Source organism: Kitasatospora sp. NPDC093806 (assembly GCF_040683335.1).
GTDB lineage: Bacteria > Actinomycetota > Actinomycetes > Streptomycetales > Streptomycetaceae > Kitasatospora.
In genome coordinates this window covers 77,617-93,579 of the sequence record NZ_JBFBDO010000014.1, presented here as the reverse complement: position 1 = coordinate 93,579, position 15,963 = coordinate 77,617, and the positions used below count along the sequence as shown (strand labels likewise).

General features: G+C 72.9%; 13 protein-coding genes. 7 read left to right on the top strand and 6 right to left on the bottom strand.

Annotation, left to right across the window (positions count from 1 at the left end; genetic code table 11):
- Positions 1-75 precede the first annotated feature (75 nt).
- Positions 76-1,332, bottom strand: a complete 1,257-nt coding sequence (locus AB0N76_RS10970; RefSeq protein ID WP_363555488.1) for a bifunctional lytic transglycosylase/C40 family peptidase — start codon at positions 1,330-1,332, stop codon at positions 76-78.
- Positions 1,333-1,580: 248 nt separating this feature from the next.
- Between AB0N76_RS10970 and AB0N76_RS10965 the strand changes: the two genes are divergently transcribed.
- The 6 genes from AB0N76_RS10965 to AB0N76_RS10940 all read left to right on the top strand — a co-directional run bounded on the left by AB0N76_RS10965 (position 1,581) and on the right by AB0N76_RS10940 (position 9,392).
- Positions 1,581-1,931 (top strand): hypothetical protein, encoded by a 351-nt coding sequence (locus AB0N76_RS10965; protein WP_363555486.1) that lies wholly within the window; start codon positions 1,581-1,583, stop codon positions 1,929-1,931.
- Between the two features lie 272 nt (positions 1,932-2,203).
- The gene (locus tag AB0N76_RS10960) at positions 2,204-3,004 is read left to right on the top strand and encodes a hypothetical protein (RefSeq protein WP_363555484.1); all 801 of its coding nucleotides are present in this window, start codon (positions 2,204-2,206) and stop codon (positions 3,002-3,004) included.
- Positions 2,994-4,328, top strand: a complete 1,335-nt coding sequence (locus tag AB0N76_RS10955) for a hypothetical protein (protein ID WP_363555482.1) — start codon at positions 2,994-2,996, stop codon at positions 4,326-4,328. Before AB0N76_RS10960 ends, AB0N76_RS10955 begins: the two co-directional genes overlap by 11 nt.
- A gap of 7 nt (positions 4,329-4,335) precedes the next feature.
- The gene (locus tag AB0N76_RS10950) at positions 4,336-5,925 is read left to right on the top strand and encodes an SCO6880 family protein (RefSeq protein WP_363555480.1); all 1,590 of its coding nucleotides are present in this window, start codon (positions 4,336-4,338) and stop codon (positions 5,923-5,925) included.
- A 38-nt stretch (positions 5,926-5,963) separates the two neighbouring features.
- Complete coding sequence (locus tag AB0N76_RS10945; RefSeq protein WP_363555478.1) at positions 5,964-7,313, top strand: ATP-binding protein; 1,350 nt, start codon at positions 5,964-5,966, stop codon at positions 7,311-7,313.
- Positions 7,314-7,598: 285 nt separating this feature from the next.
- Positions 7,599-9,392, top strand: a complete 1,794-nt coding sequence (locus tag AB0N76_RS10940; protein ID WP_363555476.1) for a bifunctional metallophosphatase/5'-nucleotidase — start codon at positions 7,599-7,601, stop codon at positions 9,390-9,392.
- Between the two features lie 75 nt (positions 9,393-9,467).
- On the opposite strand, the gene AB0N76_RS10935 is transcribed toward AB0N76_RS10940, so the two are convergent.
- The 5 genes from AB0N76_RS10935 to AB0N76_RS10915 form a co-directional block, all read right to left on the bottom strand.
- Positions 9,468-10,925 carry a HAMP domain-containing sensor histidine kinase gene (locus AB0N76_RS10935; protein ID WP_363555525.1) on the bottom strand — a complete coding sequence of 486 codons (1,458 nt, stop codon included), beginning with the start codon at positions 10,923-10,925 and terminating at the stop codon, positions 9,468-9,470.
- 35 nt (positions 10,926-10,960) lie between these two features.
- Positions 10,961-11,725, bottom strand: coding sequence for a response regulator transcription factor (locus tag AB0N76_RS10930; protein WP_363555474.1), 765 nt, complete (start codon positions 11,723-11,725; stop codon positions 10,961-10,963).
- Positions 11,726-11,782: 57 nt separating this feature from the next.
- Positions 11,783-12,931 carry a trypsin-like peptidase domain-containing protein gene (locus AB0N76_RS10925; RefSeq protein WP_363555472.1) on the bottom strand — a complete coding sequence of 383 codons (1,149 nt, stop codon included), beginning with the start codon at positions 12,929-12,931 and terminating at the stop codon, positions 11,783-11,785.
- 95 nt (positions 12,932-13,026) lie between these two features.
- Positions 13,027-14,073, bottom strand: coding sequence for a LacI family DNA-binding transcriptional regulator (locus tag AB0N76_RS10920; RefSeq protein WP_363555470.1), 1,047 nt, complete (start codon positions 14,071-14,073; stop codon positions 13,027-13,029).
- Positions 14,074-14,223: 150 nt separating this feature from the next.
- Positions 14,224-14,967, bottom strand: a complete 744-nt coding sequence (locus AB0N76_RS10915; RefSeq protein ID WP_363555468.1) for a response regulator transcription factor — start codon at positions 14,965-14,967, stop codon at positions 14,224-14,226.
- 695 nt (positions 14,968-15,662) lie between these two features.
- On the opposite strand from AB0N76_RS10915, the gene AB0N76_RS10910 reads away from it, so the two are divergent.
- A complete protein-coding gene (locus tag AB0N76_RS10910; RefSeq protein ID WP_363555466.1) occupies positions 15,663-15,962 on the top strand; it encodes a MoaD/ThiS family protein in 300 nt (99 codons plus the stop codon).
- The last annotated feature ends 1 nt before the right edge of the window (position 15,963 follow it).

Here is a 15,963-nt window from a genome sequence, read left to right as displayed (position 1 = left end):
TTCCACGGAAACACGCGGTTATGGAAACTTGACTCAGCGTCCACAGCACGCGCACACCCGGCGGGCGGTGGTGGCTCAGTTCTTTGCGGGGGGTTGACCTGCACCTGTCGGGGTGGCGGCTCCGCCGGCGGCGACGGCGCCGCCCCGGCCGGGCGGGGTCGCCTGGGCCGCCGGCGCCGCCTGGGCGGGCGGCGCGCCCGGAGCCGGGGTGGTGGGCGCGGCGGGTGCCGGGGCGGCCGCGGGGGCGACGGTGGGCGCGGCCGGCGCCGGGGTGGCGTCCGCCGGGTCGGCGGGGCGGCTCGGGGCGATCACGTTGCCCTCCGGGGTGCGCGTCGGCAGCGCCTGGGCGCCGTCCGAGGTGACCCGGGTGGCGCCGATGTACTCCCGGGTGTCGATCTTGTCGTAGCGGATCACCGCGTTGGTGTGCGGGGCGTTGATCATGTACCCGCCGCCGACGTAGATCCCGACGTGGTGGATGCTGCGCGGATCGGTCAGGTCGGTCGCCCAGAACACCAGATCCCCCGGGCGCAGCTGGTCCCGCGAGGGGTGCGGCCCGGCGTACCACTGGTCGTTGGCCACCCGGGGCAGCTCGATGCCCACGCTCTCGAACGCGGCCTTGGTGAGCCCGGAGCAGTCGAACCGCCCGTTCTGCGAGGCCAGCCCGTCGCCGCCCCACAGGTACGGGGTGCCGAGCTTGGTCTGGGCGAAGTAGATCGCCCCCGCCGACTGCGCGGAGACCTCCACCGGGGCGTTCGGGGTGGCCGGCGCGGCGAAGCTGCGGGCCGTCGCCAGGATGTTCCGCACGTAGCCCTGGGTCTCCCGGTATGGCGGCACGCCCTGGTACTTCGTCACCGCGCCCGGCCCGGCGTTGTACGCGGCCAGCATGTTGGACTGCCGGTCACCCGGCACCTTGGCCACGTAGGTGGCGAGCGCGCAGTCGAAGGTCGCCGCCGAGGCGATCGCGTCCAGCGGGTCCCAGGGGTCCTTCCGGCCGTCGTTGTTGCCGTCCGTCCCGTACGACGCCCAGGTGCCGGGCATGAACTGCGCCAAACCCTCCGCGCCGACTCCGGAACGGGCCTTCGGGTCGAAACCGCTTTCCTGGTACAGCTGCGCCGCGAGCAACGGCGGGGAGAGATCCGGGCAGAGCCGCCCCCACTGTTCGATCGGCCCTTGGTACGCGGCCGGAACGGTTCCCGCGGAGAGGCCGACGCGATTGCCCGACTGTTGCGGCGCCCCACTCGCCGCAAACGTCCCGAGCGTCACCAGGCCGACGAGTCCCGTCAGCACAACTCCCGCAGCAGCGGCGGCCGTACCGCCCTTCCGGAGTACCATCAGCACCATCCCGACGAATCGTCAGTCGAAGTGTCCCGGAAGGCGTTGCTCACCGCAATCATCAGAGATACAAAGAGTGAGCGCTATCCTTCGTACGGTGGACATCCTCGCGTACGTGTCCGATGCCTCACGACCAATCCGCGAGAAGTAGCCAAGTCGACATCAGATCTGGCCAAGAATAGGTACCGACCCTTCGCGCGGGCGGGGTCTGGGCCCTTGAATTTGCCTGATCGGGCGGTGAGATGGAAATGAACCAGAGCAGCGTGCACAGCATCGCGATCGGCCACCTGGCCGAGGACCCTCCAAAGAAGCCGAATATCGACACCATCATCGGCGGGATCGCCCCGGACTGGGGCCCGTTCGCGAGCCTCGGGTCGGAGGCCCGGGTGATGGTCGAGGTCGTCATGGCCGTGGCGATCCTGGCCTGCCTCGGCATCGCCGTCTGGGGTGCCGCCAAACAGCGGATCGGCGCCACCGCGATGCGCGACAGCTTCGGCGCCGAACAGGGCAAGGGACTGATCATCGCCGGGCTGACCGGCGTGTTCATCATTGGATCACTTGGGACTCTGTTCACCATTGTGTACGGCATGGCCATCTGACGATCCGGCAGATCGGTCGGGCTTGGGCGAGCAGGGCGAATCGGGCGAACCGGACCGGCAGGCGGGACCCCACCCGTCGCCGTTCATTTGTCTGATGGTCTGACCGTCCTGCCGGCTCGGTCGGGACGCTCGGCTCGATTGGTCGGTCCGTCCGGCCGTGGTCCGTCGGAGTCCCGCCGGGAATCCATCCACCACCCCTTCCCTCCGCGCCCGCCCACGGGCGGAGGGGCCCCCGGAGCCGCCACCCGGCTCCCCGCACCAGGAGGGCCGCCGTGCCGTTGTCCGACGACCAGCCGCACACCCGTACGCGGCTGCCGGTCGGCGAACAGCCCTCCTCCCAGCCGAACGGCCGTCAAGCCCGCCCGCTGCGCACCCTGCTGACCGTCCTGCTGGTCGTCAGCCTGCTCGTGCTGGCGATCTCCATCGCGAACCGGGGCAAGCCCGACCCCACCAGCGCCAACGCCGGCCGCTCCGCCGAGCGGGCCGCCGCGACCGCCGCCTCCGGCGAGCAGCCCGTCACCACCACCGCCAACGGCATCGGCACCGGCTACCCGCACACCGACCAGGGCGCCCAGTCCGCCGCCGCCAACTACGCGGTGGCCATCGGCTCCGCCGACATGTTCCGCACCGACAGCCGCCACGCCATCGTCACCACCATCGCCGACCCCGCCGCCGCCCCCACCCTCCAGGCCCGCCTGGACCAGGGGTTCGGCGGCGACACCGTGACCCGCTACGGCCTGGACGCCCAGGGCCGCGCGCCCAAGGGCCTCACCTTCGTCAGCCGCACCGTCCCGGTCGGCGCCAAGGCGGTCGGCTACACGGACGCCGAGAGCAAGGTCGAGGTGTGGTGCACCGGCCTCGCCGGCCTCGCCGGCGAGCGCTCCGTCCAGCCGGTCGTGGCGAACTGGTTCACGCTCACGCTCACCCTCCGCTGGACGGGCAGCGACTGGAAGCTCACCGACTACGCAAGCCGGCAGGGCCCCGCCCCCATGCCGGGCGACCAACAGGCCGCCACCGCCGAGGAGATCACCGGCGCCGTCCAGCAGTTCGGGGGTTTCCGCTATGCCCGTTGACCAGAGGACCGACCGTCGTGGCGAGCGTCGGGGCGCGGCCCCCGGCGGCCGCACCGCCCGGCCCGCGGCCCGCCGCGCCGGAACGGTGGCCGGCGCCGTGGCGGCCGTCCAGCTCGCGGCGCTGCTGACGGCGCAGCGGGTCTTCGCCGAGCCGACGCCGTCGCCGACACCGAGCGCGACGTGCCAGAAGGTGGACCTCCCGATTCCCGGCAGTGACGCGGGCTGTGCCCCCAACGGGGCCGTGGTCATCCCCGGGTCGGGGGCGGTTGGGGGGGTGGCGGATCCGTTGGGGTCGTTGGCGAAGGGGTGTGCGCAGGCGGCGGCCTGGGTGGTGCGGAAGTTGTCGGGGGCGATCGACGGGACGACGGAGGTGGACTTCACCAACGCGTCGTTCCTGCAGCAGTACGCGGTGGTGTTCGCCGCGTCGACGATCGTCACGCTGGTGCTCTGGCTGCTCGCGGTGACCAAGCGGGCGGTGCGCGGGGCGCCGTTGACGACGGCGATCTCGGAGGCGATCGGGTTCCTCTGGCTGACCGTGGTGGCGTCGGCGTTCACGCCGTTGATCCTGTACACGGTGGTGAGCGCGACCGACGGGTTGACCAAGGCGATCGCGGTGGGGACGAAGTCGGACACCGGGACGTACCTGGGCGGGTTCGCGGACACGCTGGAGAAGGGGGACCTGGGCGGCGGGCCGCTGATCCTGATCCTCACCTCGCTGGTGGCGGTGCTGGCGGCGGCGGTGCTCTGGATCGAGCTGCTGATCCGGGCGGCGATGCTGTACGTGGGCGCGCTGCTGGGGACGGCGGTGTACGCGGGGCTGGTGGACAAGCAGCTGTGGAAGCACGTGCGCCGCTGGGCGGGGGTGATGGTGGCGGTGGACCTGGCGAAGCCGATCATCGTGATCGTCCTCGGGCTGGCCGGCGCGGTGTCGGCCGGGGCGGGGGCGAGCGACGACTTCGCGCGGGTGCTGTCGGGGCTGGCGATCCTCTTCCTGTCGATCTTCGCGAGCGCCGCGGTGTACCGCTTCGTGCCGGGCTTCGGCGACGAGATCATGAGCATGCGCAACGCCCGGGCGAACGCGGTGTCGGCCGGATCGGCGATGATCAACGGGACCGCGAACTTCATGCGGCAGGGCATCAGCACGCACGGCGAGCGCGGTGCGCAGCCGGGTGGCGGGGGTGGTTCGGGCGGCGCCGGCGGCGGTTCGGTCGCGCCGGGCATCGCCGCCCACGCGGCGCGGCCGACCTCGCCGCCGCCGCAGGCCGGGCCGCCGGCCCAGGCCTCGATTCCGGTCCGCGACAGCAATCCAGCGAAGGGAGGGTGACGGGTAAGTGAGCAGCGAACCGCTCGGCCAGTACGGGGCCCAGTACGCCCAGCCGTACGTGCACCAGCGCCGCACCTACCTGATCGGCAAGGCCCGCCCGAACGCGCCGATCGGCCGGAACCGGGAGTCCGGCGAGATCGTGCTGATCATCTTCGGGGCCTTCCTGGGCATGATCTGGGGCCTGATGATGCCGGTCCTGCCGTTGCGCATCGGTGGCCTGGTCGGCCTGCCCGCGCTGGCGATCGCGGCGGTGTACGTGCCGTACCGGCGCCGGACGTTCTACAAGTGGGTGGAGATCAACCGCACCTACCGCCGGACGGTCCGCAGCGGCCGGGCGGTGTGGAAGTCGGACGCGATGGACGCCGGGACGCGGCTGGACGGCCGGGAGGTGGAGGTCGGGCCGCCGCCCGGGGTCGGGCGGCTGCGCTGGCTGTCGGCGCCGTTCGGGCCGGACGAGGTCGGGGTGCTGATGCACCTGGAGCGGCGGACGGTGACGGCGGCGATCGAGATCGAGGGTCCGGGCGTCGGGCTGCGGGACTCGGAGGACCAGGAGGCGCTGGTCGACCGGTTCGGGACGCTGCTGAAGCACGTCGCGAACGGGGACGGCTTCGTGACCCGGCTGCAGATCCTCGCCCGCACCCTGCCGGCCGACCCGGACGCGCACGCGAAGGACGTGGAGCGGCGCGGCGACCCGGGGTCGCCGCGCTGGCTGAAGGACTCGTACGACCAGTTGCAGTCGATGGTGTCGACCTCCTCGGAGCAGCACCGGGCGTACCTGGTGGCGTGCATGCACTACACCCGGGACCTGGCGGCCGAGGCGCACGCGATGGGCCGCACCGCCGACGGGGCGGGTGCGGGCGGCCGGCGGGCCCGGGACGACGAGGGGCTGGCCGCGGTGATGGCGCGCGAGCTGACCGACATCTGCGCGCGGCTGGCGGAGGCGGACATCCGGGTGCGGCAGCCGCTGGGGCAGGCCCGGCTCTCCTCGCTGCTGCACTCGATGTACGACCCGGACCACCCGATCGACCACATCCAGGCGATGTCGAGGCGCAACGCCTGGCCGGCCGAGCTGGACGCCACGCACCCGCAGTTCCTGCAGGCGAAGACCCGCGAGTCGGCGACCCGGGCGCCGTGGTGCCACGCCACCGCGTGGGTGAAGGAGTGGCCGCTGACGCCGGTGGGCGTGAACTTCCTGGCGCCGCTGCTGGTGCACACGCCGGACGTGATCCGGACGGTGGCGGTGACGATGGACCTGGAGCCCACCGACGTCGCGATCGAGCGGATGCTGACCGAGAAGACCAACGACGAGGCGGAGGCCAGTCGCGCCGCCAAGATGAACCGCACGGTCGACCCGCGCGACCTGGCCCACACCGGCCGGGTGGACCAGCGCGGTGACGACCTGGCGTCCGGCGCGGCCGGGGTGAACCTGGTCGGCTACATCACGGTCTCCTCGCGCAACCCGGACGCGCTGGCCCGGGACAAGCGGACGATCCGGGCGTCGGCGGGCAAGAGCTACCTGAAGCTGGAGTGGTGCGACCGCGAGCACCACCGCGCGTTCGTGAACACCCTGCCGTTCGCCACCGGCATCCGCCGCTGAGCGGGCACCGGACGAGCGACTGACCTGGAGGCCCCCACATGGCGATCGGCAACCTCACCGACGCGTTCACCAGCCTGATGTTCGGCAAGGTGGAGACCACCCGTCTGCCGGTGCGCACCTCGACCGGTCAGGCGCAGGCGGTCTACCTGCCGACCGCCGCGCCGGGGCTGGGCGACTCGGGGGTGATCATCGGGCGCGAGGTGTACAGCGGCAAGGGGTACGTGTACGACCCGTTCCAGCTGTACGGGCAGCAGCTGCCGGCGCCGCACTGGCTGGTGCTGGGGGAGTCCGGCAACGGCAAGTCGGCGCTGGAGAAGACCTACGTGCTGCGCCAGCTGCGGTTCCGGGACCGCCAGGTGGTGGTGCTGGACGCGCAGGGCGAGGACGGGGTCGGCGAGTGGAACCTGATCGCCAACGCGCTGGGCATAAAGTCGATCCGGCTGGACCCGATGGCGGCCCGGGACGGCGGGGTGAAGCTCAACCCGCTGGACCCGGCGATCACCCAGACCGGCCAGCTGTCGCTGCTGCGCACCATCATCGAGGTGGCGATGGGGCGCGGGCTGGAGGAGCGGGCCGGCTTCGCGCTGAAGGCCGCGCACGCGCACGTGGTGGCCACGGTCACCGACCGGCAGCCGGTGCTGGACGACATCATCGACACCCTGCGCAACCCCGAGCTGTCCTCGGTGGAGTCGCTGGGCGTGGCGGTGGACGAGGTGCAGTCCTGGGGCCTGGACGTGGCGCTGGTGCTGGACCGGCTGGTCGACGGTGACCTGCGGGGCATGTTCGACGGCTCGACCACCGAGGGCATCGACCTGGACGCGCCGCTGATCGTCTTCGACCTGTCGCACATCGACCGGAACTCGATCGCGATGCCGATCCTGATGGCGATCGTCGGGGTCTGGCTGGAGCACACCTGGATCAGGCCGGACCGGAAGAAGCGGATCTTCCTGGTCGAGGAGGCCTGGCACATCATCAACAGTCCGTTCGTGGCCCAACTGTTCCAGCGGCTGCTGAAGTTCGGCCGCCGGCTGGGCCTGTCCTTCGTCGCCGTGGTGCACCACCTGTCGGACGTGGTGGACGGCGCGGCGGCCAAGGAGGCCTCGGCGATCCTCAAGATGGCCTCCACCCGGACCATCTACATGCAGAAGGCCGAGGAGGCCCGGGCCACCGGCCGGGTGCTGGGCCTGCCGCGCTGGGCGGTGGAGATCATCCCCACACTTTCGCCGGGCATCGCGGTCTGGGACGTCAACGGCAACGTCCAGGTAGTGAAGCACATCATCACCGAGGCGGAGCGCCCATTGGTCTACACCGACCGCGCGATGACCGAGGACGCGGTGGCCGAACGGGACCGCGCCGACCGGCAGTTGGCGGCCGAGCCGGGCGTCTGAGCGCCGCCGGACGGTGCGCGGGCTGGGTGCCGGCGACCGGCGGCGGGCCCGGCCGGCGGCCACGGTGCGGCGCCGCGGCTGCCGGTGCGTGGGGAAAGTCCGGCGACGATTCGTCAGTAGGTAACCCTGTCGTTACGTCCAGGGGCCTGACAGCTACGCGCGTTGACTCTAGGCTGCACTCGCGCAACGACACTCGTCATTCGTGATCCGTCTTCGCGATTCGGCTTCGCGCGCCCGGACCTGTCCCACAGCTGGGCGCTCTCACAGGTGCAGGGGACCCCCTACATGCTCTCCGTCAGTTCCCGACGCGCGGCGCTGGCCGTCGTCGCCGCGGCCGGCCTCGTCGGCACGCTGGCCGTGCCCACCGCGGCCCAGGCCGCGGACGCCAAGCGGCCCAAGACCGTCAACCTCCAGTTGCTGGCCATCAACGACCTGCACGGCAACCTGGAGCCCCCGGCCGGCTCGGCCGGCACCATCAAGGAGGTCGACCCCGCCACCGGCCAGGTCGTCTCCACCCCGGCCGGCGGCATCGAGTACCTGGCCACCGCGCTGCGCCAGGCCCGCATCCCCGCCGACGACTCGATCACCGTCGCCGCCGGCGACCTGGTCGGCGCCTCCCCGCTGACCTCGGCGCTCTTCCACGACGAGCCCACCATCGAGGCGCTCGACAAGCTCGGCCTGGACGTCACCTCGGTCGGCAACCACGAGTTCGACGAGGGCTCCGCCGAGCTGCTCCGCCTCCAGGAGGGCGGCTGCCACCCGGTCGACGGCTGCTACGAGGAGGGGCGCAAGTTCAAGGGCGCCAACTTCAACTACCTGTCGGCCAACGTCACCAACGAGAAGACCGGCAAGCCGCTGCTGGCCCCGTACTGGGTGACCAAGTCCCAGGGCGTGAAGGTCGGCTTCATCGGCGTCACCCTGGAGGGCACGCCGAACGTCGTGACCGCCGAGGGCGTCAAGGGCCTGAAGTTCGGCAACGAGGTCGCCACGATCAACAAGTACGCCGCCGAGCTGAAGGCCAAGGGCGTCAACTCGATCGTCGCGCTGATCCACGAGGGCGGCCTGCCGGCCAGCAGCACGTACAACTACGACTGCGGCGCGGCCGGCCAGGGCATCTCCGGCCCGATCGTCGACATCGCCAAGAACATCGACCCGGCGGTCGGCGCCATCGTCACCGGCCACACCCACAACGCCTACGCCTGCACCATCCCGGACCCCAAGGGCGTGCCGCGCTCGGTGACCAGCGCCGCCTCCTTCGGCCGGCTCTACACCGAGATCAACCTGAAGCTCGACAAGACCGACGGCAGCATCGTCCGCCCGTCCGTCAAGGCCGAGAACCACGTCGTGCGCCGGACGGTCGAGAAGGCCCCGGACATGACCCAGCTGATCGACCGCTACTCGAAGCTGGCCGCCCCGATCGCCAACCGTCCGATCGGCTACATCGCCTCGGACATCAACGGCCGCGGCAACAGCGACCCGGAGAAGCCGCTCGGTGACCTGATCGCCGACGCCCAGCAGGCCGGCCTCGCGGCCGCCGACAAGGGCGGCGCGCAGGTCGCCTTCATGAACCCCGGCGGCATCCGCTCCGACCTCGTCTACAAGGCGACCGGCGGCGAGGGCGACGGCGTGGTGACCTACGGCGAGGCGTTCACCGTCCAGCCGTTCACCAACATGATGCAGATCAAGACGCTCACCGGCGCCCAGCTGATCCAGCTGCTCCAGCAGCAGGTCAGCGGCTCCAACGAGGCCGCGCCGAAGATCCTGCAGCCGTCCAAGGGCCTCGCCTACACCCTGGACATGCGGAAGAAGGGCGCCGAGCGGGTCCTCGTCGACTCGATCCGCCTCAACGGCGCGCCGGTCGACCCGGCCGCCAAGTACCGGGTCGCGGCCAACGAGTTCCTGGCCGGTGGCGGCGACGGCTTCCCCGCCTTCGCGGCCGGCACCGACAAGCTCGTCGGCGCCTCCGACCTGGACGTGTTCGCCGCCTACCTCGGCGCCAACAGCTCGGCCGCCGCGCCGCTGAAGGCTCCGGCGCAGGACCGGATCAAGATCATCGGCCCGGGCGGCGACCTCGACTGAGTCGAAGGACGTCGGCCGTGAGCCGGCCGGGGCGGGGCGCTGTCGGGGCGCCCCGCCCCTTTTTCGTGCGCCCGTTCAGGTGGGTGAGGGCCCGCCCGGCAGGCGGACGGTGGCCAGCGCGCCCGGGCCGCCGTCCGGGGCCGGGCCCAGCGACACCTCGCCGCCCGCCTCCCGGACCGACTGCGCGACGATCGACAGCCCCAGCCCGGAGCCCGGCAGCTGGCGCGAGGACGGGGAGCGCCAGAACCGGTCGAAGACGTACGGGAGCTCGTCCGGCGGAATGCCCGGCCCGTGGTCGCGGACGGTCAGCACGCCGCGGTCCAGCCGGACCTCGATGCTGCCGCCGGGCGGGCTGTACTTGACCGCGTTGTCCAGCAGGTTGATCACCGCGCGCTCCAGCGCGGCGGCGTCGGCGTGCACGTACCAAGGCGCCACCGAGGTCTCGAAGACCAGCCCCGGGCCGCGCAGCTCGGCGCGCTCGACGGCCCGTGCGGCGAGCTCGTGCACGGCGACCACGGCGAGCGTGCGGACCGGGCGGGGGGAGTCCGGGCGGGAGAGCTGGAGCAGGTCGCCGATCAGCACGGTGAGCTCCTGCATCTGCGCCTTCAGGCTGCCGAGGAGCTTGCTGCGGGTGGCGGGCGGGAGCGGGCGGCCGGTCTCGTCGCTGCGGATCAGCAGGTCGACGTTGGTGCGCAGGGAGGTGAGCGGGGTGCGCAGCTCGTGCCCGGCGTCGGCGATCAGCCGGGTCTGCCGCTCGCGGGAGTTGGCGAGCGCGGTGCTCATCGAGTTGAACGAGGTGGAGAGCCGGGCGATCTCGTCCTCGCCGTGCACCGGGATGGTGGTGCCGACCTCCTCGGTGCGGGCGATGTGCTCGACGGCGTCGGTGAGCTGGTCGACCGGCTTGAGCGCGGACCGGGCCACCAGCCGCCCGGCGACCCCGGCGAGGATCACCCCGCCGAGCGCGACCCCGCCGAGGACGAGGGCGAGCTGGCGGAGGGATTCGTCGATGGCCTCGGTGGGGCTGGCGATCATGATGAGCGCAGGGGGGTACCCCGGGTCCTGGACGAGGGTGATCCGGACCATGGCGGGATCGCCGTTGGTGTAGTGCCCGTCGCGGATGAGGGACTGGCCCGGCTTCAGGCCCATGGCCTTGGCGTCGCCGGCCTCGACCACGATGGCCCGGGTGGCCGCGGGCGGCAGACAGACGACGGTCACCTGGCCGCCGAAGACGAACTGGGTGTCCCGCGGGGCCGGTGCGCCGGCGGTCGGTTGCAGGTTCGAGTTCTGGACGTTCTTGAGCGCGGCCTGCGGAGTCGTGGCGCAGTCCTTGGAGTTGGGCAGCGGGCCCCTGCCCCGGACGCTCTGCAGGTCGCTGCGGACCACGCCGTACATCCGCTCCTCCACGATGAACCAGCACGCCAGTGCCGAGAGCGCGATCGCCACCGCCACGGCCGCCGCGGTGAGGAAGGTGAGGCGGGTGCGCAGCGAGCGGGCGCGGTACCAGGCGGCGGGGCCGCCGGGGCGGCGCGGCACCCGGGGCGGCGCGAGCGGGGGCGGGGGGACGGTGTTCACGAGGCCGGACGGAGGGCGTAGCCGACTCCGCGGACGGTCTGGATGAGCCGGGGCATCCCGCCCTGCTCGGTCTTGCGGCGCAGGTACATCACGTACACGTCCAGCGAGTTGGAGGAGGGTTCGAAGTCGAAGCCCCAGACCGCCTTGAGGATCTGCTCGCGGGTGAGGACCTGGCGGGGGTGGGCGAGGAACATCTCCAGCAGCATGAACTCGGTGCGGGTCAGTTCCACCGGGCGGCCGGCCCGGGTGACCTCGCGGGTGGCGGTGTTCATCCGCAGGTCGCCGAAGGCGAGGACGTCGGTCCGCTCCTCGACGGCGGCCGCCCGGGCGGCGGCCTCGGTGGCGAGCGCGTTGCGGCGGAGCAGGGCGCGCACCCGGGCGAGCAGCTCGTCGAGTTCGAAGGGCTTGGCGAGGTAGTCGTCGGCGCCGACGTCGAGGCCGGTGACCCGGTCGCCGACGGCGTCGCGGGCGGTGAGCATCAGCACCGGGACGGTGTCGCCGCGCGAGCGCATCCGGCGGACGGCGGTGAGGCCGTCCATCCGGGGCATCATGATGTCGAGCAGGACGAGGTCCGGCCGGTCGCGTTCGACGGATTCGAGGGCCTCGTAGCCGTCGGTGGCGGTGCTGACCTCGTAGCCCTCGAAGGCGAGGCTGTTCTCCAGGGCGTCCCGGAGAGCGGGTTCGTCGTCGACCACGAGGAGCCGGGCGGCGGTGGGCTGCCCGGGCTCGGCGGGGGTGCGGTCGTCGGCGGACGGGGTCATCGGCGGTTGCCCTTTCTGGTGGGTCGGAGGCCCTGCTCGGTCAATTGTCGGGCGTGCTCAGACGTTCCGGCCGGACTGCAGCTGCGGCAGCACCCGCTTGATGTCGTCGATCGGGATGGCGAAGCCGAGGCCGACGCTGCCGGCGCCGCTGCCGCCGGCGGTGGCGCTCGACCCGCTGGGCGAGTACATGGCCGAGTTGATGCCGATGACCCGGCCGTCGGCGCCGATCAGCGGGCCGCCGGAGTTGCCGGGGTTGAGCGCGGCGTCGGTCTGGAAGGCCTGGTAGGTGGCGGTCTCGCCGCCGCTCGGCTGCGGGGCGGTGCCGCGCAGTCCGGGCAGGTCGGGGTAGCCGAAGCCGCCGTTGCCGGTGGTGGAGCCCTCGTCGAGCCGGACGGTGACCTCGCGGTGTTCGGCGCTGATGATGCCGGAGGTGACGGTGCCGGTGAGGCCCTCGGGGTTGCCGATGGCGACGACCGGGTCGCCGACCGAGACGGCGGAGGAGTCGCCGAGGGTGGCGGGGGTGGGGTTCTTCGCCCCGGTGGCGGTGATCACGGCGGCGTCGAGGGACTTGTCGGTGCCGGTGAGGGTGGCCCGGGCGGTGGAGCCGTCGTGGAAGGTGACGGTGATCTGGCCGCCGGCGGCCGCGCCGGAGACCACGTGGTAGTTGGTGAGGATCTGGCCGCCGGTGGTGAGCACCACGCCGGTGCCGGTGGCGGTGCCGTTCGCGGTCTTGACGGTGATCTGGACGACGCTGGGCGAGACGGCGGCCGCGATGGCGGCGACGTCGGCGCCGCCGTCGGCGCGGGCGGCGACCGGGCTGGCGAGGGTGCCGGTGCGGCGGGCGGATTCGTGGCCCTGGGTGGCGATGACGCCGCCGGTCACCCCGCCGAGCACGGCGGCGATCGCCGCGACGGCGGTGACCAGGGCGAGCCGGCCGCGCAGCAGGCCGCGCCGGGCCCGGTGGCCGGGGGCGGCGGGCCCGTCGGGGGTGGCGGCCGGTCCGTCGGCCTCGGGCGGGTACGGCGGGGCGGGCGGCATCGGCGGTGCGGCGGGCGGGGGCGGGGGAGGCGTGCCGACGGCCGGGTGGACGGTGCTGCCGAGGACGGTGCCCGGGATGACCTGAGGCTGCCCGTACGGGGCCGGGCCGTCGTACGGCGCGGCCGGGTCCTGCTCGTCGGGGCGGGGCCACTGCTGGTGATCGCTCATGGCGACCAACGTCGGCCCGCCGGATGAGAATCCGGTGAGAGTGCGCTCAGAAGCCTCCGAGAAGCCCGTTGACTTCTCATAAAGCCTGGTCAGCGCTATTCGGCCGGCTGCTCCGGGGTGCAGCCGCAGGAACGCCGGATGACCAGGCGCGACGGGAACTTGCGGACCCGCTCGGTGTCCGATCCGGGCACCATCAGCGAGTCGTCCAGCACCAGGTCGACCGCAGCCCGGGCCATCGCGTCGCGGTCGGAGGCGACGGTGGTGAGCGGCGGGTCGGCCAGCGCGGCCTCCGGCACGTCGTCGAAGCCGGCCACCGCGAGGTCCTGCGGCACCTTCAGGCCGAGCTCGCGGGCCGCGCGCAGCACGCCGATCGCCTGGTCGTCGGTGGAGCAGAAGATCGCCGGCGGCCGGTTCGGGGAGCGCAGCACCTCCAGCGCGACGTCGTACGCGCCGTAGCGGTGGAAGGGCGCGTCGATCAGGTGCGGTTCGGTGGGCAGGCCGTGCGCGTCCATGGCGCGCTGCCAGCCCTCGACGTGGTCGATGACCGGGTCTCCGGGGGCGGGGGACTCGACCGGGCCGCCGAAGCAGGCCACGTACGGGTGCCCGTGCGCCTCCAGCAGGTGGCGGACGACGGCCTCGGCGCCGCCCACGTCGTCGGTGACCACCGCGACGTCGTCGATCGCCTCGGGGCGGCGGTGCAGCAGCACCACCTTCGCGCCCTCCATGGCGGCGAACTCCTCGGCGGCCCGCTGCGAGGGGCCCTGGCTGACCAGGATCAGGCCGGAGACCCGCATGCCGAGGAAGGCGCGGACGTAGTGGACCTCGCGGTCGTCGACGTAGTCGGAGTTGCCGATCAGCACGAGCTTGCCGCGCTCGGAGGCGGCGCGTTCCACGGCGTGCGCCATCTCGGCGAAGAACGGCTGGCGGGCGTCGGGGACGACCATGCCGATCAGGTTGGTGCGGCGGGAGGCCATCGCCTGCGCGACGCTGTTCGGCCGGTAGCCGAGCTGCTCGATCGCGGCGAGCACCTTCTCGCGGGTGGCGGGCGCGACGGGGCGCGGCCCGTTGTTGATGACGTAGCTGACGACCGCGGTCGAGGTACCAGCCAGCCGGGCTACATCGTCGCGCGTCACTTTGGCCACGGGTGGAGTCTACGCGTGTGGCGTGTGGTGGGGCAGTGGGGACTTCGGCCCGTGCGGGGGTGGGCGCGGGCCGGCCCGGGACAGGGCGGGGCGAATGCGGACAGGCCGGGCGGGCGGGCCGGGCGGACCGTGCCCCGCCCGGCCGGCGGGTCAGCTCTCCAGGGGGGCGGGGGCGCGTCGGGCGGCCGGTTCGGGCCGGTCGGTCCGGTCGCCCTTCTCCGGCTTCTCCGGGACGACGAAGCGGTAGCCGACGTTGCGGACGGTGCCGATCAGGCCCTCGTGCTCGACGCCGAGCTTGGCCCGCAGCCGCCGCACGTGCACGTCCACCGTCCGGGTGCCGCCGAAGTAGTCGTAGCCCCACACCTCCTGCAGCAGCTGCGCCCGGGTGAAGACCCGGCCGGGGTGCTGGGCGAGGTACTTGAGCAGCTCGAACTCCTTGAAGGTGAGGTCGAGCACCCGGCCCTTGAGCTTGGCCGAGTAGGTGGCCTCGTCGACCGAGAGGTCGCCGCTGCGGATCTCCATCGGGCTGTCGTCGGCCGTCACCTGGAGCCGGCCCATCGCCAGCCGGAGCCGGGCCTCGACCTCGGCGGGGCCGGCGGTGTCGAGCAGGACGTCGTCGATGCCCCACTCGGCGGTGACGGCGGCCAGGCCGCCCTCGGTCACCACCAGGATCAGCGGACTGCCGATGCCGGTGGAGCGCAGCAGCTGGCAGAGGCTGCGGATCTGCGGCAGGTCGCGCCGGCCGTCGACCAGGATGACGTCGGCGCTGGGGGTGTCGACCAGGGCCGACCCCTCGGCCGGGGCCACCCGGACGTTGTGCAGCAGCAGTCCCAGCGCGGGCAGGACCTCAGCGGAGGGTTGCAGCGCGTTGGTGAGGAGGAGCAGAGAACTCATACCCGGTAGTCCCCTTTCCGGGTCGTCGCGGTCGCACCCCGGCTGCCGCCACAGCCGGATGGCGCAGGTGCTGATGAGGGGGAGGAGGCGGACGCGCGGGGGGATCCGGAGGATTCGCCGGCGCGCACGGCGGAACGGGGCGCGCGCCGGAGGTCCCGCAACCCTCGGTGCACCGTTCCTGCCCTGCTCATCCCGCGAACCTTCCGGTCCTGTCCCGTCCCGGGCGGCGGCCCGGAGCCGGGATCGTCCGACACCCCGGCCTGGTCCCGGCACGTCGTTGTGCCGCGAGTCGGGCGGGGCGGTCCCTGCGTGGCGCCGGGGGTGGGCCGACGATTCGCAAGGACGTCCGTACTGGCGTCCTGAAAGCACAAAAGGATCCGGGGGCGACTCTGCCCGGATCCCTCAGGGGTCGAGGATAGCCGACCGGCCCCCGCGCCGGGAGGGCCCGAAACCGGCGGTTCGGCCTTTTCGGACGCGCCCCGGGTGAGCCTGGCCACAGCTTCACGGCGCCCGCGGCGGGCGCCGGACCGAGCGCCGGCCAGGGCGATTGCCGCTCGCGCGGGCGCACACGCCATCATGGGGACGCACATCGGCGGCACCGTGCGCGTACACCTTCCGGGCGAGGCGCGGCCGCCCCGGTGATGCACCCGGCCGGGGTACCGGGCCCGGGTCGAGGACGACGAGAAGGGGTTGCCATGGGCGCGACCACCGGGCACGACCCGGCGGCCGCCGTTCGGGTGGGCGGCACGATCCGCTACTGGGCGGCGGCGAAGTCGGAGGCCGGGGTGGCCGAGGAGCCGTACCTGGCGGCGACCCTCGCCGAGGCGCTGGCGGACGCCAGGCAGCGGCACGCGGACCGGCCGAAGCTCGTCCGGCTGCTGGGACACTGCTCCTACCTGGTGGACGGCTCGCCGGTGGGCGGCCGTGACCACGCGACCGTGGCCCTCACCGAGGGCGGCACGGTCGAGGTCCTCCCGCCGTTCGCGGGCGGGTGAG

Excerpts from the sequence above, each read along its gene's own strand:
- AB0N76_RS10925 (WP_363555472.1), bottom strand. The coding sequence starts at position 12,931 with ATGAGCGATCACCAGCAGTGGCCCCGCCCCGACGAGCAGGACCCGGCC.
- AB0N76_RS10910 (WP_363555466.1), top strand. The coding sequence starts at position 15,663 with ATGGGCGCGACCACCGGGCACGACCCGGCGGCCGCCGTTCGGGTGGGC.
- AB0N76_RS10955 (WP_363555482.1), top strand. The coding sequence starts at position 2,994 with ATGCCCGTTGACCAGAGGACCGACCGTCGTGGCGAGCGTCGGGGCGCG.
- AB0N76_RS10945 (WP_363555478.1), top strand. The coding sequence starts at position 5,964 with ATGGCGATCGGCAACCTCACCGACGCGTTCACCAGCCTGATGTTCGGC.
- AB0N76_RS10930 (WP_363555474.1), bottom strand. The coding sequence starts at position 11,725 with ATGACCCCGTCCGCCGACGACCGCACCCCCGCCGAGCCCGGGCAGCCC.
- AB0N76_RS10915 (WP_363555468.1), bottom strand. The coding sequence starts at position 14,967 with ATGAGTTCTCTGCTCCTCCTCACCAACGCGCTGCAACCCTCCGCTGAG.
- AB0N76_RS10970 (WP_363555488.1), bottom strand. The coding sequence starts at position 1,332 with ATGGTACTCCGGAAGGGCGGTACGGCCGCCGCTGCTGCGGGAGTTGTG.
- AB0N76_RS10965 (WP_363555486.1), top strand. The coding sequence starts at position 1,581 with ATGAACCAGAGCAGCGTGCACAGCATCGCGATCGGCCACCTGGCCGAG.
- AB0N76_RS10940 (WP_363555476.1), top strand. The coding sequence starts at position 7,599 with ATGCTCTCCGTCAGTTCCCGACGCGCGGCGCTGGCCGTCGTCGCCGCG.